Raw genomic sequence first — 23,005 nt, forward strand, 5'->3', positions numbered from 1 at the left:
CGGCTCCGTGATTCGCGAGGTCGGCCGGTCAGGCGGTGTAGATCGTGGTGCCGTTGTGCACGGTGCGCAGGCAGGTGGGCAGGGTGGCGCCGGGCTCGAGCGAGGGCAGGCCGGGCACGCGGGAGCGGGGGTCGGTGGACCAGCGCTGGACGGTGTCGGCGGCCGCGGCGACGACGAGGTCACCGGCGTCCCACACCGCGTAGGACGCGGGTGCGCCGGGCGTGAGCGTGCCCGCCACACCGTCCCGGACTCCACCGGCACGCCAGGCGCCCCGGGTGGCGGCGGCGAACGCGGCGCGCGGCGAGAGCCCGTGGCCGGATGTGCGGTGGTGAGCGGCCGCACGGATCTGCTCCCAGGGATTCATCACTGTGACGGGAGCGTCCGAACCGATCGCGAGGGAGATACCCGCGGCGGCCATGGCGGCGAAGGGGTTCAGGCCCGCGGCGCGCTCGGCGCCGAGCCGGGTGGCGTACATGCCGTCCGGCCCACCCCAGGTGGCGTCGAAGACCGGCTGTACCGACGCGATCGCGCCGACGGCGGCGAGCTGGGCGATGGCGGCGGCGTCGATCATCTCGGCGTGCTCGACCCGGTGCCCGCGCGCGGCGACCGCCGGTCCGCCCAGTTCGGCGGCGACGCGGGCGAATCCGGCGGCCACGGTGTCCACGGCGGCGTCACCGATGGCGTGGAATCCCGCCTGGATGCCCGCCTCGGTGCAGGCGCGCAGGTGTGCGGTGAGGGCGTCGGCATCGAGGAAGCTCTTGCCGCAGCCGGCCGCGTCGGCGTAGTTCTCGCGCAGCAGCGCGGTATGCGAGCCGAGCGAGCCGTCGACGAACAGGTCACCACCGAGGGCGTGCACGCCGAGTTCGGCGACGAGCGCGCGGGCTTGTTCGGCGGTGCGCACGGCCTCGCCCCAGTAGGCGCGCACCTGCACGCCGTGGTCGAAGGCGAGCAGTTCGCGCACGTCGTCACGGCCGGAGATGTCGGGTCCGGCGCATTCGTGCACCGCGACGATGCCCGCGGCCGCGGCGGCGTCCAGGGCGGCCGCGCGGGCCGAATCACGCTGGGCGCGACCGAGTTCGGCGAGTGCGACGGTGCGCACGCGGTGGTGTGCGTCGGCGCGGACCGGCTCACCGCGGGTGAACCCCTCACCGAGCGGCCCGGCGGCGTCGAGCAGCGCCGAGGAGGCGACCGCCGAGTGGGCGTCGACGCGGGCCAGGTAGACCAGTCTGCCGGGGCCCGCCGCGTCGTCGAGTTCGGCGACGGTCGGCGGCCTGCCCTCCGGCCAGGTGGTGTCGTCCCAGCCCTCGCCGATGATCACCCCGTCGGGCTGTCGTGCGGCGTGCGCGCGGACCGCGGCGAGCAGGTCGGCCAGCGAGGCCGTCGCGCTGACGTCGAGTCCGGTCAGTTGCAGGCCGAGCGCGGTCAGGTGCACGTGCGGGTCGACGAACGCGGGCGCCACGAAGGCACCGTCGAGGTCGACGATCTCCGCGTCGGGGTGCAGGGCACGGCCCGGCGCCTCGGCGCCGAGCCACACCACGGTGCCGTCGGTGACCGCCATGGCGGTCGCGTCCGGGGAGCTGGAACTGTAGAAACGACCGCCGATCAGCAACTGGGTACTCACGGTGACCCAGTCTGCCGTATCGGCGAATCGTCAGGTCGGCAGGGACAGCAGGGCGTGTACGTCGCCGTGGCGCAGCCCGGCGGGCGTGTGCCCACCCGCCTCTGCGGCGATCAGTTCGAGTCGCCAGGCGGCGACGGTGAAATCCGACAGGGACTGTCCGGCAGCAGTGCTCGCTTTGCGCACCGCGTCGGCCAGTTGCTCGCTCACCGTGATGGTGATCTGCTCGGTGGCCATCCGGACACTGTAGACCCTCGCGCGCCGCCGGGCGGCATCGCCGGGATTCAGGCGGAGCCCAGTGCCCTTGGGCCGCTGGTGTGTCCGTCGTCGTACCACTGTCCGACGACCACCCCGTCGACCACATCGCCGCTGTCGGCGTCGACGACCATCCCGCGATACTGCGAGGGTGCGAAGGAGGGCAGCGGGCCGAAGCGGCGGGTGCCGAGCTTCTCTAGCACCGGGCGCAGCAATGCGCGGGTGGGCGGGAACAGCGCGAGCAGGCCGACGAGTCCGGTGACCAGGCCGGGCACGAACAGCAGCACCGAGCCGGTGGCGACGAGCAGTCCGTCGGCGACCGCGCTCTCCGCGGTGACCTCCCCGCGCGCGGCCCGCCGGAACCGGTCGAACACCCGTCTGCCCTGCGCCCCCAGCAGCAGCAAACCCACGCCGGACACCGCGACCAGCACCAGCAGCGCCCAGCCGACACCGATCAGCTGGGCGAGACCGATCAGGGCGGCGATCTCGACGACGAGGTAGAGCACGAACAGCACGGCGGTCATGGGCGATCCTTTCGGACGATCTCCCTCTACAACGCACGAGCGCCCGATTTTTCTCCCGGCCCGCTCAACCGCCCGGCCGGACCAGGCCCGTCTCGTAGGCCAGCACCACCGCCTGCACCCGGTCGCGCAGCCCCAGCTTGGTCAGCACGCGGCCGACATGGGTCTTCACCGTGGCCTCGGACAGGAACAGCGCGGCGGCGATCTCGGCATTGGACTGCCCCGCCGCGATCTGCTCGAGCACCTCGCGTTCGCGGGCGGTGAGCACGTCGAGCACGCCCGGGTCGCGCAGGCCGGCAGGGTCGTCGGCGACCAGGCGGTCGAGCAGGCGCTTGGTGACCTTGGGCGAGACGACCGCGTCCCCGGCGGCCACGCTGCGGATGGCCGAGATCAGGTCCTCGGGCGGGGTGTCCTTGAGCAGGAATCCGCTGGCGCCCGCGCGCAGGGCGCCCAGGGCGTGTTCGTCCAGGTCGAAGGTGGTCATGACGAGCACGCGGACGCCGTCACCGGCGGCGACGATGCGGCCGGTGGCGGTGACGCCGTCGACGACCGGCATGCGCACATCCATGAGCACCACATCGGGGCGCAGCTCCCCCGCCCGGCGCACCGCTTCGTCGCCGTTGCCCGCCTCGCCGACCACCTCGATGTCGGGGTGGGCCCCGAGCACCATCTTCAGGCCCATCCGCATGAGTTCCTGATCGTCCACCACGAGCACGCTGATCGGCATTTCCCTACCCTAACGGCCGATTCAGTCCTGGTCGGTCCGTAGTGGCAGACCCGCGCGGACCTGCCAGCGCCCGTCGTCGAGCCTGCCCGCCGAGAGCGTGCCGCCCAGTACCGCGACCCGCTCACGCATCCCGACCAGGCCCATTCCGCCCCCGGGCGCCGCGCTCGGCTGCACCGGAACGCCGCCGCTGTCGGTGACCTCGACCACCACCTCGTCGTCGCGGCGGTGCACCCGCACCACGGCCTTCGGACTGGCTCCGGCGTGGCGCAGGGTGTTGGTGAGCGATTCCTGCACGATCCGGTGGACGCCCAGACTCACCTCGGGCGCGATGTCGTCGAGTTCGCCCGCCAATTCCAGGTCGACCGCCAGTCCGGTCTCGCGCATCATCTCGACCAGCTTGGCGATGCCCGCGCTGCCGTGCTGCGGGAGCAGTTCCGGGGCGTGCTCGGTGCGCAGCAGGGCGACGGTGCGGCGCAGTTCGCGCAGGGCGTCGCGGCCGGTGCCCGCGATGGTGGCCAGGGCGCGTTCGGCGCTGTCGGGGTCGTTGCGCAGGGCGTACTTGGCGCCGTCGGCCTGCACGATGATCACGCTCACCGCGTGGGCGACCACGTCGTGCAGTTCGCGGGCGATACGGGTGCGTTCGGCGGCGACGGCGTCGTGGGCGCGGCGTTCCTTGTCGTAGTCGGCCACGGCCAGCCGGGCCGCGACCTCGGCGTCGTAGGCGTGGCGGGCACCGTTGAATTCCGCGAGCGTCCAGCACAGCGCGTAGATCGCGCCGACCAGCACGATGTCGCCGCCCTCCGGTTCGCGCAGCAACAGCAGCGAGAGCCCGAGGTCGATCCCGAGGCAGAGCAGGAAGATCAGCCCGTCGCGGCGCCCGACGTAGGCGACCAGTGTGTAGAGCATCACGCCGAGTCCGAGCAGCCCGATGTGCCCGGTCGTGGTGGTGCCGCCCTGCGCGGCGGTGACCAGCGTGCACAGCAGCGACAGCACGAACATCGCCGCCGCCATCGCGCGCGGATAAACCCGGCGCAGGATCAACGGCAGCGGCAGCACCACCGAGAACGCCAGGTAGACGACCGGATGCTGCTCGCCGCCCACCCCGAAGGCGTCGAGCACCATGAGGATGATCGCGAAGTGCAGATCGGCGACCACGGGCCGGTCGCGGAGCCACAGGCTGAAGCGGCGCACCGGCCCAGCCTAGGCGTGGGCTGGCTTTCCCCGCGTGATCTTGATTGCCTGGTGGGGTGCAACTCGGAGACTGGACGGTCCTGCTGGTGGCGGCGGCCGCGGCGGGCTGGGTGGACGCGGTGGTCGGTGGCGGCGGGCTGATCATCCTGCCGACGCTGTTCCTGGTCGTGCCCGGGATCGCCCCGCAGACCGCGCTGGGCACCAACAAGCTGGCCGCGCTCTCGGGCACGGCGACCGCGGTGGTGACCTTCGTGCGCCGGGTCCCGATGCAGTGGGCGGTGCTGATACCCGGTGCGGTGATCGCGGCCATCACCGCGGCCTGCGGTGCCGCGGCGGTCTCGCTGATCGACCGCGACCTGTTCATCCCGCTGGTCATGGTGGTGCTGGTCGGGGTGGCGGTGTTCGTCACACTGCGTCCCTCGGTGGGCATGACGATGGCCACCCATCCGCCGACGCGGCGCAAGGTGATCCTGGTGGTCGGGCTGGCCGCGGGCTTGATCGGCCTCTACGACGGCCTGCTCGGGCCCGGCACCGGCACCTTCCTGATCATCACCTTCGCGACTCTGCTCGGCACCGAGTTCGTGCGGGCGGCGGCGATGGCGAAGGTGATCAACTGCGGGTCGAATGTGGGCGCGCTGCTGTTCCTCGGCACGACCGGGCACATCCTGTGGGGTCTCGGGGCGGGCATGGCGGTGGCGAACGTGGCCGGTGCGCTGGTGGGTTCGCGCATGGCGCTGGCCCGCGGCGCCGGCTTCGTGCGGATCGTGCTGCTGGTCGTGGTGGTGGTGATGGTGATCCGGCTGGGCTGGCAGCAGTTCGGTTAGCGGACCGGTTCGACCGGCGCCGCGGCGGTCAGCCACGGCTGCAGGACCCGCGAGGTGGTCTCGTGGATCTTGCGGTGCAGGTGTTCGCCGTCCTCGATGCTGTGCTGTGGTTGCTGGAACAGCACCGTCAGCGCGCCCGAGACGGCACCGACCACCGCGCCGACCAGGGCCGCGGCGCCGATCTCGTCGAGTTCGTGTGGGAAGGCGGCGTGCAGCTGACGGGCGATCTCGCGCTGGGCGATCAGCTGGGCGTGCGCGGCGCGTCCGCTCACCGCGGGCACCGTCCGCGAGACCTGCGCGCGCAGGGCGGCGATGCGCGAGCTCAGGTCGCCCGCGCGGTGCTCGCCGAGGTTGTCGCCCGCGGCGCGCAGCGCCCGCAGCAGCACCTCCACCGGGCGTTCGCCGGGGCGCCGGGTGGCGATGGCGGCCACCGCCGCGCGGACCCGGTCGTCGGGTTCGGGGAAGAGCAGTTCTTCCTTGCTGGCGAAGTAGTTGAAGAAGGTCCGGGTGCCGACCTCGGCCTCGGCCGCGATGTCGGCCACCGTCGTCTCCTCATAGCCGCCGGCCTCGAACAAGTCGACCGCGGCCAGCAGAATCGCACGGCGGGTTCGTTCCCTTTTTCGATCACGCAGGGCGGAAGGCGGCACGGCGGGCACCCTACGGCATCCGCGCTGTTCCCGGCGGGAGGAGCGCGGTCCCGCGCGTCCGCGTCGGCGCTTGCCGGGACCGGGTTTTCGCGCCCGGTGGCGCGAAATCCGCACTGGCAGCGGACACGTTCGCGCGCACGGCTCCCGCGTGTCGGTGCCACCGGCTAGCGTAGGTCCGGTGAGCGATACCACGACTTCCAGGGATGTGGACGAGGAGTTCCGCGCGCTCGGTCTCGGCGCCCTCGCCGAGGCGGCGCTCTCGGCGGCGCGCGCGGCCGGTGCCGAGCACGCCGACCTGCGGGTGCAACGCCTGGTGACGCAATCGATCCGGCTGCGCGACGGCCGGGTCGAGGCGGTCACCGACGCGACCGAGGTGGGGCTGGCGGTGCGCGTGATCGTCGACGGCACCTGGGGTTTCGCCTCCCATGCCGCGCTCACCCCCGAGACCGCCGCGGAGGTGGCGCGCCGCGCGGTCACCGTCGCGCGCACCCTGCGCGCGCTCAACCGGGAGCGTGTCGAGCTCGCCGACGAGCCACGCTACGACGACGTGTCCTGGGTGTCGGCCTACGACCTGGACCCGTTCGCGGTGCCGACGGCGGAGAAAGTGGCGCTGCTGCAGGACTATTCGGAGCGGCTGTCGAGCGCCGACGGTGTCGACCACGTGACGGCCTCGGTGCTGCAGGTCAAGGAGCAGAGTTTCTACGCCGACACCGCGGGCTCGGCGATCACCCAGCAGCGGGTGCGTCTGCATCCGCAACTCGAAGCGGTGACCGTCGATTCGGCGGCCGGGGTGTTCGAGACCATGCGCACTCTCGCCGCGCCCGCGGGCCGCGGCTGGGAGTACGTCACCGGCGCCGACGGAACCTGGGACTGGACCGGCGAACTCGCGCGGATCCCCGGCTGGCTGGCCGAGAAGGTGAAGGCGCCCAGCGTCGTCGCCGGGCCCACCGATCTGGTGATCGACCCGACCAATCTGTGGCTCACCATCCACGAATCCATCGGCCACGCCACCGAATACGATCGCGCCATCGGCTACGAATCCGCCTACGCTGGCACTTCTTTCGCCACTCCCGACCAGCTGGGCACGCTGCGTTACGGCACGCCGATCATGCACGTCACCGGTGATCGCACCCAGGTCAACGGGCTGGCGACCGTCGGTTACGACGACGAGGGGGTGGCCGGGCAGCGCTGGGATCTGGTGCGCGACGGTGTGCTGGTCGGCTATCAGCTCGACCGGGTCTTCGCCCCGCGCCTCGGGCTGGACCGTTCCAACGGCTGCTCCTACGCCGATTCCCCGCACCACGTGCCGATCCAGCGGATGGCGAACGTGTCGCTGCAACCGGATCCGGTGCGCGACACCAGCACGGCCGAACTCATCTCCCGGGTCGAGGACGGGCTCTATATCGTCGGCGACAAATCCTGGTCGATCGACATGCAGCGCTACAACTTCCAGTTCACCGGGCAGCGGTTCTTCCGGATCCGCGACGGGGAGCTGGCCGGTCAGGTGCGCGATGTCGCCTATCAGGCCACGACCACCGATTTCTGGGGGTCGATGGAGGCCGTCGGCGGGCCGAGTACCTGGCAGCTCGGTGGGGCGTTCAACTGCGGGAAGGCCCAGCCGGGTCAGGTGGCGGCGGTCAGTCACGGCTGCCCCTCGGTGCTGGTGCGCGGGGTCAATATTCTCAACACCCGGACGGAGGGCGGACAGTGACCGGAGCGGGTGTGTTCCCGGCGGGCGCGGTGGTCGAGCGGGCGCTGGCGGCGTCCAAGGCCGACGAGGCGATCGTGATCGTCACCGACGCGCACGAGGCGTCGCTGCGCTGGGCGGGCAATTCGATGACCACCAACGGGTCCTCGGTCTCGCGGGACTGGGCGGTGATCTCGATCCTGCGTGACGGCCCGAACTCCGCGCGGGTCGGCAGTATCAGCTCCACGAGTGTCGATCCGGACGACATCGAGGCCGTGGTGCGCGCGAGCGAGCAGGCCGCCCGCGCGGCGACCCCGGCCCGCGACGCCGTGCCGCTGCTGGAACCGGCCGACGACGACACCGCCACCTGGGACGACGCGCCCGGCACCACCGCGATCGACGTGTTCACCGGCCTGGCCCGCGACCTGTCGACCGGTTTCGACGGCACCGACCGCCTCTACGGCTTCGCCCACCACCAGGTGCACACCACCTGGCTGGGCACCTCCACCGGTATCCGGCGCCGGTTCCGCCAGCCCACCGGCTCGGTGGAGATCAACGGAAAACGCGGCGAGGGCGCCGATCTGGCGAGTGCGTGGGTCGGGGTCGGCACCACCGATTTCACCGATGTCGACACTCCCGGGCTGCTCGCCGAGCTCTCGCGCAGGCTCGACTGGGCGCGGCGCCGGGTGGAGCTGCCCGCGGGCCGCTACGAGACGCTGCTGCCGCCCTCGGCGGTGGCCGATCTGATGATCTACCTGTCCTGGAGCATGGAGGGCCGGGGCGCGCACGAGGGCCACACCGCCTTCGCCCGCGCGGGCGGCACCCGGATCGGTGAACGGCTCACCGACATTCCGATCACGCTGTACTCCGATCCGGGCGCGAACGGTCTGGAGTACCGGCCGTTCGTGGCGACCCCGTCGTCGTCGGAGGCGCTGTCGGTGTTCGACAACGGCCTGCCGGCGCGGCGGGTGGACTGGATCGGGTCGGGGGTGATCGAGTCGCTGGTCTATCCGCGGGCCACCGCCGCGGAATTCGACGCGCCCGCCACGGTTCCCGGCGAGAACCTGCTGCTCACCGGCGGCAGCGACGCGTCGCTGGACGACATGATCGCCCGCACCGAACGCGGGCTGCTGCTCACCTGCCTGTGGTACATCCGCGAGGTCGATCCGGCCTCGCTGCTACTGACCGGCCTGACCCGCGACGGTGTGTATCTGGTCGAGAACGGGGAGGTGACCGGGGCGGTGAACAACTTCCGCTTCAACGAGAGTCCCCTGGATCTGCTGCGCCGGGTCTCGGAGGCGGGCGCTACCCAGGTCACCCTGCCGCGCGAGTGGAAGGACTGGTTCAGCCGGGCGGCCATGCCGCCGCTGCGGATCCCGGACTTCCACATGTCCTCGGTGAGTCAGGCCACCTGATCCACCGCTCGACCGGGGCTCCAGCCGGTCGTGACAGCATGGTCGGGTGACTCGCATCCGGCTGTTCGCCACCGACCTCGACGGCACCCTGCTGCGTTCGGACCGCAGCATCTCGCCGCGCACGGCCGCTGCCATGGCCGCGGCCCAGCGGGCGGGGATCGAGGTGGTGTGGGCGACCGCGCGGGCCCGGCACTCGGTGCACGAGTTCGCGCAATCGTGTGGTTTCCGCGGGAAGGTGGTGTGCGCCAACGGCGCCGTGCTGCTGGACCTGGCCACCGGTGAGCCCGAGATCGTCGACACCGTCGCCATCGACACCGAGTCCGCCGTGGCCGCGATGACCCGCATCCGCGCCTTGATTCCCGGTGTCGTGTTCGCGACGGTGGGCGCGACCGTGAGCCAGTTCGTCGCCGAACCCGCCTACGCCGCGCTGTGCGCCTTCACCGATCACCACCGCGACCCGCGGGAGATGACGGTGGCCGACGTGCTGCCCGCACGATCGGAGCCCATGGTGAAGATCGTGGCCCGGCATCCGGAGGTGACCGGCGCGGAGCTGTACCGGGCCACGGCCGCCGCGGGCGTCGGCGGGGTGGAGCTCACCCATTCCGGGGCGCCGTACATGGAGATGGCCGCGGCGGGCGTGTCGAAGGCCAGTGCGCTGGCACGGTTGTGCGCCGTCGACGGCATCGACCTGGCCGAGGTGGCCGCCGCCGGGGACGCCACCAACGACATCGCCATGCTCACCTGGGCGGGCACCGCACTGGCCCCCGCCAACGCCCGCCCCGAAGTGCTCGCCCTGGCCGATCGGGTGCTGGCGAGCAACGACGAGGACGGGGTCGCCGAGTACCTCGAGGAGCTGGCCGCGTCCTGAACGTCGCCGGATCGTCCCGCAGGGCGCCGGTCATCCCCACGGGCGTACCCGCGCCGGGTCACCAGGCGGTGGTCCGGCGGCGGCGCCCGACGCCGGGCGCCGGTTACCCGAGTGCCCCGCGGCGCGCGCGATCGATGTAGTGCTCATAGCCGGCGTCGGGTGTCGGCCGACCCGCGCTCAGGTGCAGGAGGGCGTCGGCTCCGGCGATGGTGTCCGGGTCGAGCGGGAAGTAGCCCTGGTCGGGAGTGGTGTCGGTGCGGGTCTGCGCCGGGCGGAGGGTGGATGTCGCGCTGAGACTCCAGGTTCCGGTGTCGTCCTGGAGCGCTGCCTCGTAGGTGCCCGGTGCGGGATCGGCGAGGCCGAGGGTGGCGCTGCGGCCGAGGCTGCCGAGTACCACCGTGTACTGCTCACCCAGGAGCGCGCCGAGGATCTCGCCCGCACCGGCCCAGGTGAGGTCCATGGGTCCCATGCGCATGGTGCTCGGGGTGCGGCGCAGGTGCAGGTTGTGCGCGTAGACCAGGGTCGGCCCGCGGCGGGTTTCGTCGGTGCGGAGGTCGAGGATGTTCTGGGCCATGAGGGCGTCGCGGGTGGCCGAGAGGCGGGACCAGCGCGCCGAGGCTTCCAGGGGCTGGGCGGCCACCCGGTGATAGCGCAGCAGGGCCAGCGCGGCGGTGAGATGGGTTGCCGCCCTGCGCCATTCGGCGTAGGAGGTGGTGGCGATCCGTTCGGGTGCCCGGGTGTGCAGGGTGACGAGCAGGTCGTCGGCCAGCACGCGCAGGCGGTCGGCCTCGGGGGTCGCGCCCGGGGAGCGGGCCGGGTCCAGGACCGCTTCGGTGCGGCTCCACCGTTCGTCCGCGCCGGCGAGGTCGGTGACGTCGAGGTCGAGATCCAGGTAGTCGCGGACGAATTCGAGGTAGCGGCGCGGGCTGGGGGCGCTCATGGTTTCCATCGGCGCGTCGAAGCCGTGGACGGTGACCTGTTCGGCGGCGGGCCGCCCCGCGTTGTGGGCGCGCAGCCAGATGACCAGCTCGCGGTTGGCCGCCGTCTCACCGAAGCCGTGGGAGAAGCCCGCCGACAGCACCTCGTCGAGGGTGCCGGGCCCACCGCACACGTAGTCGTTCACCGCGAGGGCGGCGACGCGATCGGATTCGAGGGCGATCGACCGGAAGCCGTGCGCGACCAGGCGGGCGAACAATTCGTTGCGGAGCAGGGCGAAACCGGGTTCGCGGTGGGCGGGCTCTCCCAGCGCCAGCACGACGCACGAGGACGGGACGAAAGTGGTGATTTCCTGGCTCATGTGTCTCGATCGTATCGTTGAAAGATCGGTGGAAACTTCGACCGGATACCACCTGTTCGGGTGCCGTAAAGTCTCCAACCAGTGAGAAACCTACGACCAGCCGACCTGGCCCGCGAGCACGGCCTCTCGACCCAGGCGGTCCGCAACTACGAGGAATCGGGCTTCCTGCCCGCGGCCGACCGCACGCCGTCCGGCTACCGGATCTACACCGAGGCACACGCGGCCGCACTGCGCGCCTACCTCGCGCTGATCGCGGCCTTCGGCCACGCGACGGCCGGGGCCATCATGCTGGCCCTGCACGGCGACGACATCGACAAGGCGCTGACGATCATCGATCGCGGCCACGCCCGGCTGCTGCGCGACCGCGAGACGCTCACCGCCGTCCGCCGCGCCGTCGGCCATCTCACCTCCGGACCCGGCGCCCAGCACACGCTCCCGACCGGTACCCGCACCATCGGCGAACTCGCCCACCGCCTGCAGGTGACTCCGGCGACCCTGCGCGCCTGGGAGGACGCGGGCATCCTCACCCCCGAGCGCGATCCCGCCACCGGCTACCGCCGCTACGGCCCCACCGACCTGCGCGACGCCGAACTGGCCCACCTGCTCCGCCGCGGCGGATACCTGCTCGGCCACATCGCCGACGTCGTCCGGCAGATCCGCTCGGCGGGCAGCACCGAAGCACTCGCCGCCGCCCTGGACCGCTGGCAGCACAAGCTCACGAACCAGGGCGTCGACATGCTGGACGCGGCCGCCGAACTCAGCCGCTATCGCGCCCTCGCGCCCCGATAGCAGCGCGAGTCCCGCTGTGGCGGAGGGACCGGTTTCGGCGTGCTCAGACCCGTTCGAGCACCGCCGAAGCGCCGATCCCGCCGGCCGCGCAGATCCCCAGCAGCGCGGTCTCTTTCCCGGTCCGCGCCAGCTCGTTGGCCATGGTCGTCACCATGCGCGCGCCGGTCGCGCCGAAGGGGTGGCCCAGCGAGATCGAGCCGCCGTGCACATTGAGCTTGTCGATGTCGACCGAACCGACCGGCTCGTCGCGGTCCAGACGTTCCTTGGCCCAGCGCGAACTCTCCAGCATGCTCAGCACCGACAGGGTCTGGGCGGCGAAGGCTTCGTGGATGTCGACCAGGTCGATGTCGGCCAGCGACAGCCCGGCCTTGTCCAGGGCGCGCGGCATCGAGATGGCCGGGCCGAGCAGCACCTGATCGGCGGGGTCGACGCTGACGAAACTCCAGGACCGGAACGCGGCCAGCGGCGTGAACCCCAGGGCGCGGGCCTTCTCCTCGCTCATCAGCAGCACCGCCGAGGCGCCGTCGGTGAGCGGGCTGGCATTGCCCGCGGTGACCGTGCCGTCGGTGGCGAACACCGGACGCAGGGTGGCCAGCTTCTCGATGCTGGTCCCGGCCCGGACCAGCCCGTCGGTCTCGATCCGGGTGCCCGACGGGGTGGTCAGCGGCACCACTTCGTCGTCGAAGCGGCCGGAGGCGATCGCGGCGGCGGCGCGGTGGTGCGAGCGCGCGGCGAAGGCGTCCTGGTCGGCGCGGCTGATGCCGTTGATGCGGGCCATCTTCTCCGCCGACTCGCCCATCACCTCCCCGGTGGTGCGCTCGGCGATCTTCGGCTGACGCGGCAGCACATCGGTGAACGGCGCGAGCTGGCGGACCACGTCGAGATAGTCCTTGGCCTTGGGTTTTCCGAGCGCGACCGGCGCGACCGCGTGCACGACCTTCTGCGGCAACTTGATCTCGGCATTGCTGGTGGAATCGCTGCCGCCGGCGATCATGATGTCGTATTCGCCGCGTTCGATCGCGGCCGCGGCCGAGGTGACGGCCTGCAGGCCGGAGGCGCAGGCACGGGTCACCGTGTAGCCCTCGCAGCCGAAGTCGAGGTTCAGATCGAGGGCCACCTCGCGCGCGATGTTCGGCGCGTGACTGGGCAGCACCACCCCGCCCCAGACGATCGACTGGATCTCCCCCGGCGCGATGCCACTGCGGTCGAGCAGGCCGCGCACGGCCGCGCCGGCGAGGGCGATGCTGTCGAGGCGGGTGAAGTCGGTGAACGCGCGCACGAACGGGGTGCGCGCGCCGGCGACGATGACAGCGCGGTTGCGTTTCTCGGCCATGCGCCCCACAGTATCCGATACCAGCGGTACCGGATACAGGTTCGGGGAAATCAGGCGGGCGTGATCTCGATGCCGATGGTGCCGTCCTTGCCGCGGCGCAGGTTGCTGGCCAGCAGCACGAGCGGCCCGGTCAACCAGTACTTGCGGCGCAGCCACGAGCGCACGTGCTCGGTTTCGGCGCCGTCGAGCACCCGGGCGGTGCCGGTGACGACCGCGCCGTGCGTGGCACTGCCACGGGCGTTGCAGGCCTGCACGGTGACCTCGGGATTGCGGCGGATCCGTTTGACCTTCCAGCTGTCGGTGACGGTCCAGACATACAGCTTCCCGTCGCGCTCCACCGCCCACACCGGCGTCGCCACCGGCGTGCCGTCCTTGCGGAATGTCGTGAGCTGCACGTAGTCCGCGGTAGCGGCCTCACCCAGGCGGTTCGTCATATCCGTAGCCTAGCGGCGCGGCCGCGGGCGGGCCCGGCGATCCGGGCGGAATCGGTACGGGCGCCATCGCGGAACTGTTCGTAGGGTCGACTCGGTGACCACTGATACTGCGGTGCCCATGCTCTGGAGCGACGATCTGCCCGGCACCCTCGTCTTCTATCGCGCACTCGGCTACACCGTCACCTACGAACAGTCCCGCCCCTACGTCTACGGCGCCGTCGAAAAGCACGGCTGCGGCCTGCATTTCAGTTCCCCGCCCGCCGGAGTGGAGTTGCCCGTCGAGCAGGTCGGCGCCCTGCTGATGGTCGACGATGTCGCCGCCCGGCACGCCGAGTACTCCGCGGCGCTGCGCGCGCACTACGGGAAGGTGCCCGCCAAGGGCTGTCCCCGGATCACCCGGTTCCGGCCCGGACAGTCGCGGTTCAGCCTGGTCGATCCGGTCGGCAACACGATCATCGTCATCCAGCGCGACGAACCCGCCGAGCTCGAATACGGCGGCTCGAAGGCTCTCACCGGGCTGGCCAAGGTGCTCGACAACGCCCGCATCCTGCGGGATTTCAAGAACGACGATCGCGCCGCCACCCGGGCCCTGGAAACCGGCCTGCGCCGCTTCACCGCCACGGCCGCCGCCACCGACCGGGCCAGGGCCTACGCGGCGCTGGCCGAACTCGCCGTCGCCGCGGAGGACACCGACCGGCGCGACCACTGGCGGGCCGAGTTCGCCGCGCTCGAGCTCACGGCAGGCGAGCGGGAAGCCCTGGCCGCGGACGCGGCGGCGCCCGGGCTCCTCGCCACCTGGCTCGGCGACGATCCGGCGAGGACCTACGTCACCCCGTAGGCTGCGGGGCATGCGTGGATCTCGGGGAATCCCCTGTGCGGCATCGGCACTCGCTCTGACCGCTCTGCTCGGGTGGGGAACCGCCGCACCGGCGCAGGCAGGTCCGCCCGCCTGCGCCGCGGGCTGGCAGGTCGACACGCTCGCCGCCGACCTGGGCGGGCTGGAGAACCTCGAATCCGACGGCCGGGGCGGGTTCTATCTCAGCGGTATCGTGCGCGGCGAGCTGCTGCACATCGACGGGAACGACACCGTCACCACGCTGCTCACCGGTCTCGACCATCCGGCCGGGCTGCGGCTCGACGGTGACACCCTCTATTTCCTCACCGGCGACGGCAGCACCCCCTCCGGCGGCGGCACGCTCAGCGCGCTGGACCTGCCGACCGGCGCGGTGACCATCCTGGTACCGGACCTGGTGCAGCCCAACGGTTTGCTGCTGCTGCCCGACGGTGACCTGCTCATCTCCCAGCTCTCGGTGCCCTGGCCACCGGTCGGCATCAGCCGCTACCGCCCCGCCACCGGCGAATTCACCCTCGCCTGGTCGCCGGTGCCGCGCCCCAACGGCCTCGCCCTGACCGCCGATCACCAGGCGGTACTCACCGAGGACGTCGCCACCTCCCAGATCCTGCGCGTCCCCCTCGACGCCCCCGACCGTCCCACCGTGATCGCCACCCTCGCCGACGGCCTGCTGTCCGGCCTCGACGATCTCGACCTCACCGCGTCCGGACTGGCCTTCGTCACCGGCGACTACGCGGGCAGCGCCTACCAGCTCGACACCACCACCGGCACCTGGTGCACCCTCGCCACCGGCTGGACCACCCCGCAGGACCTCGTCCCCGATCCCCCGCCGATCGGCCCCACCTCGGCCCGCCTCGCCCGCGACGGCGCGGGCTGGTCGGTCTACGTCACCAGCATCGACGGCACCCTGCGCCGCCTGCGCCCACCGGCACCGCTGGACCTCACCCCGTCCTCCGTGCGCTGATCCCCGGTCCGCCGAGGACAGTCGCCGCCCCGAGACGCCCGTACGCCTGATCCGCGTTCGGCTCACGGGCGATCCTCGCGCATGCCGGAACTCTGTGATGGACTGGGAGTTTCGTCCGGAGAGCGGGAGGGTTTCGTGTCGCCACAGTGGGCGCAGCAGCGGGGATTCGGTGTCCGGGTCGAATGGGGTCGCGCGGGAGCCGCGGCGATCGGGACGGGTGCCGCGTGCGTGGTGGTGATCGATGTGCTCTCGTTCACCACCTCGGTATCGCTGGCGACGGCGGCCGGGACCGCGGTGTACCCGTACCGGTGGCGTGACGAGTCCGCTCGGGCGTTCGCCGAGGAGCACCGCGCGGCGCTGGCCGTCGGCCGTCGCGAAGCCGGTCCCACGACACCGTGGTCGCTCTCGCCCGCCGCGATCCGCCGGGCACCGTTCACCGAGCGCCTGGTCCTGCCCTCCCCCAACGGTTCCGCGATCGCCACCACCGTGCGCGACACCCCGGTCGTGGCCGCGAGCCTGCGCAATGCGAGCGCGGTGGCGCGATGGCTGGCGAACCAGGACGGGTGGGGACACCCGGACCGGCCGATCGCCGTCGTCCCGGCGGGCGAACAGTGGCCGGGGACCGACGTGGTGCGACCCGCGATCGAGGACTGGCTCGGCGCGGGTGCACTGGTGACGGCCCTGCGCGAGCACGGACTCACCCTGTCCCCCGAAGCCCACGCCGCCGCGAGCACTTTCCGCGGCACACCGGCCGTGGACGCGCTGATCAGCGACAGCGCCTCCGGACGTGAACTCGCCGCGATCGGCTTCGCCGAGGATGTCGCCCTGGCCGTCGACCTCGACGCCGATCACACCGTCCCGCTGCTCGCCGACGGCGCCTTCGTCGACGCCACCCGCCGGTAGGACCAGCGACAGCTTGCGGTATTTAAATACCGCCCCTACCCTCGAACCCATGGTGCGTCTCCCCCTCAGCCCCGCCCAGGTCGAAGCGGGCCGCCGTCTCGGCCGTCGCCTGCGGTCCGCGCGCGGTGACCGTGAGCTCGCCGAGGTGGCCCTCGCGGCGGGCATCTCCCCCGAGACGCTGCGCAAGATCGAGTCCGGTCGCCTGCCGTCGCCCGCCTTCGGCACGGTCGTCGGGCTGGCCGAGGCCCTCGACATCCCCCTGACCGAGCTGGCCGGGATCTACCGCGCCGAGCCGATCGCCGAATCCGCCTGACCGCGTCTCCGGTCGAACGCGCCGGGCATATCAGTCGAGCGTGGTCAGAACGAGCGGGCCGTCGCCGGTGATGGCGATCGTGTGCTCGCTGTGCGCGCAGCGGGACCCGTCGGCCGAGCGGATGGTCCAGCCGTCGGGGTCGGTGACGACCTGCGCCGTGCCCGCGGCGAACCACGGTTCGATGGCGATGGTGAGGCCGGGCCGCAAGGGGAAGCCCCGGCCCGCCCGGCCGCTGTTGGCGACGTGCGGGTCCTCGTGCATGGTGCGGCCAAGGCCGTGGCCGCCGAACTCGGTGTTCACCGGGAAGCCGTAGTCGCGCGCGACCCCGGCGATGGCCGCGGAGACGTCACCGAGGCGTCCGCCGGGTCGCGCTGCAGCGATCCCGGCGGCCAGGGCGTCCTCGGTCGCGCGGACCAGGCGCTGATCGGCGGGCGAGGGCGTGCCGACGATGGTGGTCACCGCGGCGTCGGCGACCCAGCCGTCGATCGAGACGGCCAGGTCGGCGGTGAGCACGTCCCCGTCGCGCAGCGCGTAGTCGTGCGGAAGCCCGTGCAGCACCGCGTCGTTGACCGACAGGCACACGGTGTTGCGGAAGGGCCCGCGCCCGAACGAGGGCGCGTAGTCCCAGTAGCACGACACCGCGCCGCGCTCGCGAATGCGTTCCCGCACATACGCTTCCAGCTCCAGGAGATTCACCCCGACGGCCGCGGCGGCGCGCACCCCGGCCAGCACGTCGGCGACGAACCGGCCGGTCACCCGCATCCGCTCGATCTCCGCGGGCGACTTCAACTCCACCATCACGCCTCCAGTCGGTATTTTTATACCACCCTAGAGGGAGCGGTATAAAAATACCAATCCGGTGCGGTCAGCGGTTCAGGTTGCCCATGTCGACGGGGATCTGCGCGCCGGTGACCTGGGCGGCCTCGTCCGAGCACAGCCAGGCCACGGCCGCGGCGATATCGGACGGTTCGGTGATGTAGGTGGGCAGCGCGTTCATGAAGATGGGCGCCAGCGTGTGCGCGTACTTCTCCAGCAGCGGGCCCATGTCGAGGAGCTGCATGCCGGTCGCCACCCCGGCCGGGTGCACGGTGTTGACCCGGATGCGGTGCTCGCCGAGCTCGTTGGCCATGGTCTTGGCCAGGCCGGTGATGGCGTGCTTGGTGGCCACGTAGTGCCCGGTGAACGGCGTGCCCTTGAGGCCAGACACCGAGCTGATGAACACCATCGCGCCGCCCTCGCCCTGCGCGATCAGGTGCGGCACCGCGGCTTTGGCGGTGTGGAAGACGCCGGTCAGATTGACGTCGACCGTCTCCTGCCACTGCTCGGCGGTGATCTCCCAGGACAGCGCCGCCGAACAGATCCCGGCATTGGCGACGACGACATCGAGGCGGCCGAGCTGCGCGATGCCCTCGGCCAGGGCCGCGGAGAGCGCGTCGAAATCCCGGACATCAGCCTTGGTCGCGACGATCTTGCCACCGGCGGCCTCGACCAGGCGCGCGGTCTCGGCCAGGTCGGCCTCGGTGGCGCCCGGATACGGGGTGCTCGCGAATTCCGCGCACGCGTCGATCGCGATGATGTTCGCGCCCTCCTGCGCGAACCGGACCGCCTCGGCGCGGCCCTGGCCGCGGGCCGCGCCGGTGATGAAGGCGACTTTGCCTTCGTAGCGTCGCGTCATGTCGAACTACCTCCGAACGTTGATGTGCATTATGAACACTCCACCATTCCAGACGCCTGTCCGGAGGCGATTCAGCCGTTTTTCACGCGAACGTCCGGTCCGAGCGGGCGGGTGATCGACCACAGCTGGGTGAAGGTGCTGCGCGCGATCTTCCAGTGGCCCTCGACGAACCGGTACTCGTCGGAGTACTCGCCGGTGGCCACCGATTCTGTGCCGGTGAGCAGGTTGACCTGCCGGAACTTCAAGGTCCAGCGGCCCTCGGCGGTGGTGTCGTCGCGCACGGTGATGTCGGGGTGCACGCCGTGGTGCATGTCGAGCACCGCGGGTCCGCCGTCGACCTGACGCAGGGCGATCGAGGCGAACAGCGCGGCCATGCCCTCGGCGTCGTGCTTGCCGAGCGAGCCGTAGTCGAGTTCGGCGCCGGGCACGAAACAGCCGAGGAAGCCGTCCGGGTCCTTGGCGTCACACGCGCGGAAGTAGCGGTGCTTCAGCGCGGTGACGGCGGCGACGGCCTCGAGCCGGGCGATGCGGGCGGCGAGGTCGGGGGTGGTGTCGGGCATGACGCTCCTGCTCAGGGTCGGGCGTGGGCGAAGCTGGCCCACGCGCGGACGACGACGGTGCCTCCCGCGTCGGCCCCGGACAGGGTGACGTCGACGCGGGGTTCGCCGTCCTGCAGGTAACTCTGCGTGATGTGCCCGGCACAGGTCAGCACTTCGCCCGAGGACAGGCCCCGGGTGGCCCTGGTGCGGAAGCGGCGGATGTTCTCCGCGCCGAGCCAGTCGGTGGCGTAGGTGGCCAGTTGCGCGCCGGCCCTGGCGGTCGCCGGGTCGCCCACCAGCGCTTCGGCGGCCGCCCAGGATTCGGCGACGAGCCCGCCGGTGCGGTCGAAATAGCGGGTCAGCGATTCGGTCGGTGCCGCCGCCAGGATGGCCGTGAGCCGGTCACCGGCGCGCGGGGGTGGGCCGAAGAACCGGTGGTCGGTCTCGGTGCGGTCGCCGACGGCGCCGTCGGCGGGCAGGAAGGTTGGTGGGACCACCGGCCGGTCGGCGAGCCGGTAGGCCGGATTGTCCGAGCGCGCCGCCGCGGCGAACACCCGGATCGCCTCGGTCTCGAGCACCATCGCGACGTCACCCATGAGCAGTCCTCTCTTCGGCAGGTGCCCTCACGCTAGGACCGCGCGCAGGTTGTGACCGGTTCCTCTCCCGCTGATCGGGACACCACCCGGTCGCACCGAAAACATGTCCGCTGACCGGGAACACGGCGACCCGGGCACACCTTCGCGGCGCGACCATCGGCGCAGCTCATCCCGCTCCGTCAGACCATGGAGGTTTCGATGCCGGAGAACCCGCCGAACGGCCGCCCGCTGGACGCCACCGCCGAATACCGCCGGATCGAGGCCGCCGCGGCGCCCACCCGCTTCGCCCGCGGCTGGCACTGCCTCGGCCTGCTCTCGACGTTCCGCGACGGAAAGCCGCACGAGGTCAAGGCTTTCGGCACCACGCTGGTGGTGTTCCGGTCCGAGACCGACGGCGCATTGCACGTGCTCGACGGCTTCTGCCGGCACATGGGCGGCAATCTCGCGCACGGCACCGTCAAGGGCGACTCGATCGCCTGCCCGTTCCACGACTGGCGCTGGGGCGGCAACGGCAAGTGCACCGCGATTCCCTACGCGCGCCGGGTGCCGCCGCTGGCCAAGACCCGCTCGTGGCCGACACTCGAACGCAACGGCCAGCTCTACATCTGGCACGACCCGCAGGCCAGCGTGCCCACCGACGCGGTGACCATCCCCGAGATCGAGGGCTACGGCACCCCGGAGTGGACCGACTGGACCTGGAACTCGATGCTCATCGAAGGCTCGCACTGTCGCGAGATCGTCGACAACGTCGTCGACATGGCGCATTTCTTCTACGTGCACTACGCGTTTCCGCGCTACTTCAAGAATGTGTTCGAGGGTCCGGTCGCCACCCAGTACATGCGCTCGACCCCGCGCCACGACATCGAGGTCGGCACCAGCTACGACGACCCGAATTCGACTCTGCGGTCGGACGCTTCGTATTTCGGCCCGTCCTACATGATCGACTGGCTCTGGAGCGAGGCCAACGGCATGACCATCGAGACGGTGCTCATCAACTGCCACTACCCGGTCAGCGAGAACTCCTTCGTGCTGCAGTACGGCGCGATGGTCAAGAAGCCGCAGGGCATGTCCGACGCGGACGCGAACGCGATGGCCGCCCAGTTCGCCCAGGGCGTCGAGTACGGCTTCGAGCAGGACGTGGCGATCTGGAAGAACAAGGCCCCCATCGACAATCCGCTGCTGTCGGAGGAGGACGGGCCGGTCTACCAGCTGCGCCGCTGGTACAAGCAGTTCTATGTCGACCTCGAGGACGTCACCGACGACATGACCAAGCGCTTCGAGTTCGAGATCGACACCGAGCGCGCGGTGACCAGCTGGGAGGCCGAGGTCGCCGACAACATCGCCCGCGGCGCCGTCATCAACACCCTGTCCTGACCCGCCACCCCACCGACAGAAAGCACCACCTCCGATGACCAAGGTTCTCGACAACATCGCCGCGATCGCCGATCAGCTGCGCGCGCAGGCCCCCGAGGCCGAGCGGCTCGGGCAGCTGCCCGACGCCACGGCCCAGCTGCTCAAGCAGGCGGGCCCGATCCGGCTGCTGCAACCGAAGAAGTACAGCGGATTCGAGGCGCACCCGCGCGAGTTCGCCGAGACGGTGATGGCCACCGCCGCACTGGACCCGGCCAGCGGCTGGATCACCGGCATCGTCGGCGTGCACCCCTGGCAGCTGGCCTTCGCCGACCCGAAGGTCCAGGACGAGGTGTGGTCCGACGACCACGACACCTGGATGGCCTCGCCCTACGCGCCCACCGGCATCGCCCGCCCGGTCGACGGCGGCTACATCTTCAACGGCCGCTGGCAGTTCAGCTCCGGCACCGACCACTGCGACTGGATCTTCCTGGGCGCCATGCTCGGCAACCCCGACGGGTCGATGGCGCTGCCGCCGACCATGCTGCACATGATCCTGCCGCGCCAGGACTACACCATCGTCGAGGATTCCTGGAATGTGGTGGGACTCAGCGGCACCGGGTCCAAGGACATCATCGTGAAGGACGCGTTCGTGCCCGACTACCGGGTGATGAACGGCGATCACGTCATCGACGGCACCGCGCAGAAGGAGTACGGCGTCACCGAGACGCTCTACAAGATGCCGTGGTCGACGATGTTCCCGCTGGGCATCAGCTCGGCGGTGGTCGGTATCGCCGAGGGCGCGCTGGCCGCGCACCTGGACTATCAGCGCGACCGGGTCGGCGCCCAGGGCACCGCCGTCAAGGACGACCCGTACGTGCTGTTCGCCATCGGCGAGGCCGCCGCCGACATCAACGCCGCCCGTCAGGAACTGCTCGCCAACGCCGACCGGATCTTCGACCTGGTCGACGCGGGCGCGGAGATCGGCTTCGCCGAACGCGCGGCGGTGCGGCGCACCCAGGTGCGCGCGGCCTGGCGCGCGGTGACGGCCGTGGACCAGATCTTCGCCCGTTCCGGCGGCAACGCCATGCGCACCGACAAACCGTTGCAGCGCTACTGGCGCGACGCGCATGTCGGCCTGGCCCACGCCATCCACGTGCCGAGCACCGTCTACCACGCCTCGGCACTGAGCTCCCTGGGCCTCGAGCCCGCCGATCACCTGCGCTCGATGATCTGACCGAACCACCACGAAGGACACACGACATGACAGACATCAAGGGCCTCGGCTACGCCAAGATCCAGACCGCCGACATGGACCGCTGGCGCAGTTTCGCCTTCGACGTGCTCGGCTTCGCGCAAGGCAGCGGACCGGACGCGGACGCGCTGTATCTGCGGATGGACGAGCGATCGGCCCGGCTCACCGTGGTGCCGGGCGAGACCGACGCCGTGGTGACCATCGGCTGGGAGGTCCGCGATCACGCGGCGCTGGTCCGGGTGCGGGAGGCGGTGACGGCCGCGGGGATCGCGGTGAAACCGCTCTCGGTGGAGGAGGCCGACGCGCGCCGGGTCGAGGAGGTCATCACCTTCGAGGACCCGACCGGCGCCACCCTCGAGGTGTTCCACGGCGCGGTGCTCGACCACAGCCCGGTCGTGACGCCGTTCGGCGCGAAGTTCGTCACCGGGGCGCAGGGCCTGGGTCACGTGGTCCTGCCGACCATGGACCCGAACGGGGCGTTCGGCTTCTACACCGAGGTGCTCGGTTTCCTGCCGCGCGGCGCGTTCCGGATTCCGGCGCCGCCGGAGTTCGGGCCGATGCGGGTGCGGTTCCTGGGCGTCAACGAGCGGCATCACAGCCTGGCGCTGTGCCCGGCACCGCACGGTGGCGCGCCCGGCCTGGTGCACATCATGGTCGAGGTCGACAGTCTCGACGCCGTCGGGCAGGCCCTGGACCGGGTGACCAAGGACGGTTTCTCGGTGTCCTCGACGCTGGGCAGGCACACCAACGACAAGATGGTGTCGTTCTACGTGCGCGCCCCCGGCGGCTGGGACATCGAGTTCGGCACCGAGGGCATGCGCGTCGACGAACGGTATTACACCGCCGAGGAGATCACCGCCGACAGCTACTGGGGCCACGACTGGTCCGGCAGCGAACCGCTGGCGGCCATGTAACCCGCCCGGCCCCGAAGGCCCCCGATCCGCGCACCCG

General features: G+C 71.4%; 25 protein-coding genes. 12 read left to right on the forward strand and 13 right to left on the reverse strand.

Translation table 11 applies throughout. From position 1 onward, the window contains the following. Positions 1–28 precede the first annotated feature (28 nt). The 5 genes from ACWEMY_RS23080 to ACWEMY_RS23100 form a co-directional block, all read right to left on the reverse strand. Positions 29–1,621: an amidohydrolase gene (locus ACWEMY_RS23080; RefSeq protein WP_452391688.1), complete on the reverse strand. Its 1,593-nt coding sequence runs from the start codon at positions 1,619–1,621 to the stop codon at positions 29–31. Positions 1,622–1,651: 30 nt separating this feature from the next. After that, positions 1,652–1,855: a hypothetical protein gene (locus ACWEMY_RS23085; RefSeq protein ID WP_452391689.1), complete on the reverse strand. Its 204-nt coding sequence runs from the start codon at positions 1,853–1,855 to the stop codon at positions 1,652–1,654. 47 nt (positions 1,856–1,902) lie between these two features. Then, positions 1,903–2,397: an FxsA family protein gene (locus ACWEMY_RS23090; RefSeq protein ID WP_452391690.1), complete on the reverse strand. Its 495-nt coding sequence runs from the start codon at positions 2,395–2,397 to the stop codon at positions 1,903–1,905. A gap of 64 nt (positions 2,398–2,461) precedes the next feature. After that, positions 2,462–3,121: a response regulator gene (locus ACWEMY_RS23095; protein ID WP_375928085.1), complete on the reverse strand. Its 660-nt coding sequence runs from the start codon at positions 3,119–3,121 to the stop codon at positions 2,462–2,464. 21 nt (positions 3,122–3,142) lie between these two features. Beyond that, positions 3,143–4,312 carry a sensor histidine kinase gene (locus tag ACWEMY_RS23100; protein WP_452391691.1) on the reverse strand — a complete coding sequence of 390 codons (1,170 nt, stop codon included), beginning with the start codon at positions 4,310–4,312 and terminating at the stop codon, positions 3,143–3,145. Positions 4,313–4,368: 56 nt separating this feature from the next. Between ACWEMY_RS23100 and ACWEMY_RS23105 the strand changes: the two genes are divergently transcribed. Continuing rightward, positions 4,369–5,136, forward strand: coding sequence for a TSUP family transporter (locus ACWEMY_RS23105; protein WP_452391692.1), 768 nt, complete (start codon positions 4,369–4,371; stop codon positions 5,134–5,136). On the opposite strand, the gene ACWEMY_RS23110 is transcribed toward ACWEMY_RS23105, so the two are convergent. Continuing rightward, positions 5,133–5,783 carry a TetR/AcrR family transcriptional regulator gene (locus tag ACWEMY_RS23110; protein ID WP_375928091.1) on the reverse strand — a complete coding sequence of 217 codons (651 nt, stop codon included), beginning with the start codon at positions 5,781–5,783 and terminating at the stop codon, positions 5,133–5,135. The genes ACWEMY_RS23105 and ACWEMY_RS23110 overlap by 4 nt on opposite strands. 178 nt (positions 5,784–5,961) lie before the next feature. On the opposite strand from ACWEMY_RS23110, the gene ACWEMY_RS23115 reads away from it, so the two are divergent. The 3 genes from ACWEMY_RS23115 to ACWEMY_RS23125 are packed head-to-tail and all read left to right on the forward strand — an operon-like array spanning position 5,962 to position 9,753. Next, positions 5,962–7,494, forward strand: a complete 1,533-nt coding sequence (locus ACWEMY_RS23115) for a TldD/PmbA family protein (protein WP_452391693.1) — start codon at positions 5,962–5,964, stop codon at positions 7,492–7,494. Positions 7,495–7,505: 11 nt separating this feature from the next. Continuing rightward, positions 7,506–8,885: a metallopeptidase TldD-related protein gene (locus ACWEMY_RS23120; RefSeq protein ID WP_452391709.1), complete on the forward strand. Its 1,380-nt coding sequence runs from the start codon at positions 7,506–7,508 to the stop codon at positions 8,883–8,885. 46 nt (positions 8,886–8,931) lie between these two features. Next, the gene (locus tag ACWEMY_RS23125; RefSeq protein ID WP_452391694.1) at positions 8,932–9,753 is read left to right on the forward strand and encodes an HAD family hydrolase; all 822 of its coding nucleotides are present in this window, start codon (positions 8,932–8,934) and stop codon (positions 9,751–9,753) included. Between the two features lie 103 nt (positions 9,754–9,856). On the opposite strand, the gene ACWEMY_RS23130 is transcribed toward ACWEMY_RS23125, so the two are convergent. Then, on the reverse strand, positions 9,857–11,050 hold the full coding sequence (locus ACWEMY_RS23130; protein WP_452391695.1) for an erythromycin esterase family protein: 1,194 nt from the start codon (positions 11,048–11,050) through the stop codon (positions 9,857–9,859). Positions 11,051–11,131: 81 nt separating this feature from the next. On the opposite strand from ACWEMY_RS23130, the gene ACWEMY_RS23135 reads away from it, so the two are divergent. Further along, entirely contained in the window at positions 11,132–11,839 is a 708-nt protein-coding gene (locus ACWEMY_RS23135) for a TioE family transcriptional regulator (protein ID WP_452391696.1), read from the forward strand. Positions 11,840–11,882: 43 nt separating this feature from the next. On the opposite strand, the gene ACWEMY_RS23140 is transcribed toward ACWEMY_RS23135, so the two are convergent. Continuing rightward, positions 11,883–13,172, reverse strand: a complete 1,290-nt coding sequence (locus ACWEMY_RS23140) for an acetyl-CoA C-acyltransferase (RefSeq protein ID WP_375928101.1) — start codon at positions 13,170–13,172, stop codon at positions 11,883–11,885. A 50-nt stretch (positions 13,173–13,222) separates the two neighbouring features. Continuing rightward, positions 13,223–13,606 (reverse strand): PPOX class F420-dependent oxidoreductase, encoded by a 384-nt coding sequence (locus ACWEMY_RS23145; protein ID WP_452391697.1) that lies wholly within the window; start codon positions 13,604–13,606, stop codon positions 13,223–13,225. A gap of 94 nt (positions 13,607–13,700) precedes the next feature. Between ACWEMY_RS23145 and ACWEMY_RS23150 the strand changes: the two genes are divergently transcribed. The 4 genes from ACWEMY_RS23150 (at position 13,701) to ACWEMY_RS23165 (ending at position 16,639) form a co-directional block, all read left to right on the forward strand. Continuing rightward, entirely contained in the window at positions 13,701–14,444 is a 744-nt protein-coding gene (locus ACWEMY_RS23150; RefSeq protein WP_452391698.1) for a glyoxalase, read from the forward strand. Positions 14,445–14,454: 10 nt separating this feature from the next. Then, a complete protein-coding gene (locus ACWEMY_RS23155; RefSeq protein ID WP_452391699.1) occupies positions 14,455–15,423 on the forward strand; it encodes an SMP-30/gluconolactonase/LRE family protein in 969 nt (322 codons plus the stop codon). A 135-nt stretch (positions 15,424–15,558) separates the two neighbouring features. Next, the gene (locus ACWEMY_RS23160; RefSeq protein ID WP_452391700.1) at positions 15,559–16,326 is read left to right on the forward strand and encodes a 2-phosphosulfolactate phosphatase; all 768 of its coding nucleotides are present in this window, start codon (positions 15,559–15,561) and stop codon (positions 16,324–16,326) included. Positions 16,327–16,375: 49 nt separating this feature from the next. Beyond that, the gene (locus ACWEMY_RS23165) at positions 16,376–16,639 is read left to right on the forward strand and encodes a helix-turn-helix domain-containing protein (protein ID WP_452391701.1); all 264 of its coding nucleotides are present in this window, start codon (positions 16,376–16,378) and stop codon (positions 16,637–16,639) included. A 30-nt stretch (positions 16,640–16,669) separates the two neighbouring features. On the opposite strand, the gene map is transcribed toward ACWEMY_RS23165, so the two are convergent. The 4 genes from map to ACWEMY_RS23185 all read right to left on the reverse strand — a co-directional run bounded on the left by map (position 16,670) and on the right by ACWEMY_RS23185 (position 19,449). Then, positions 16,670–17,437, reverse strand: coding sequence for a type I methionyl aminopeptidase (map, locus tag ACWEMY_RS23170; RefSeq protein WP_452391702.1), 768 nt, complete (start codon positions 17,435–17,437; stop codon positions 16,670–16,672). Positions 17,438–17,504: 67 nt separating this feature from the next. Beyond that, positions 17,505–18,314: a mycofactocin-coupled SDR family oxidoreductase gene (locus ACWEMY_RS23175; RefSeq protein WP_452391703.1), complete on the reverse strand. Its 810-nt coding sequence runs from the start codon at positions 18,312–18,314 to the stop codon at positions 17,505–17,507. Positions 18,315–18,385: 71 nt separating this feature from the next. Beyond that, complete coding sequence (locus ACWEMY_RS23180) at positions 18,386–18,874, reverse strand: nuclear transport factor 2 family protein (protein ID WP_452391704.1); 489 nt, start codon at positions 18,872–18,874, stop codon at positions 18,386–18,388. An 11-nt stretch (positions 18,875–18,885) separates the two neighbouring features. After that, positions 18,886–19,449 carry a hypothetical protein gene (locus tag ACWEMY_RS23185; RefSeq protein ID WP_452391705.1) on the reverse strand — a complete coding sequence of 188 codons (564 nt, stop codon included), beginning with the start codon at positions 19,447–19,449 and terminating at the stop codon, positions 18,886–18,888. A gap of 198 nt (positions 19,450–19,647) precedes the next feature. Here ACWEMY_RS23185 and ACWEMY_RS23190 point away from each other — a divergent pair, with 198 nt between their 5' ends. From ACWEMY_RS23190 to bphC, 3 genes are read left to right on the forward strand one after another with little or no spacing between them, the layout of a single operon-like run. Continuing rightward, complete coding sequence (locus tag ACWEMY_RS23190; RefSeq protein ID WP_452391706.1) at positions 19,648–20,823, forward strand: Rieske 2Fe-2S domain-containing protein; 1,176 nt, start codon at positions 19,648–19,650, stop codon at positions 20,821–20,823. Positions 20,824–20,857: 34 nt separating this feature from the next. Next, positions 20,858–22,036, forward strand: coding sequence for an acyl-CoA dehydrogenase family protein (locus tag ACWEMY_RS23195; protein ID WP_452391707.1), 1,179 nt, complete (start codon positions 20,858–20,860; stop codon positions 22,034–22,036). Between the two features lie 26 nt (positions 22,037–22,062). Beyond that, the gene (gene bphC / locus ACWEMY_RS23200) at positions 22,063–22,968 is read left to right on the forward strand and encodes a biphenyl-2,3-diol 1,2-dioxygenase (RefSeq protein ID WP_452391708.1); all 906 of its coding nucleotides are present in this window, start codon (positions 22,063–22,065) and stop codon (positions 22,966–22,968) included. The last annotated feature ends 37 nt before the right edge of the window (positions 22,969–23,005 follow it).

This window comes from Nocardia sp. NPDC004415 (assembly GCF_053602435.1).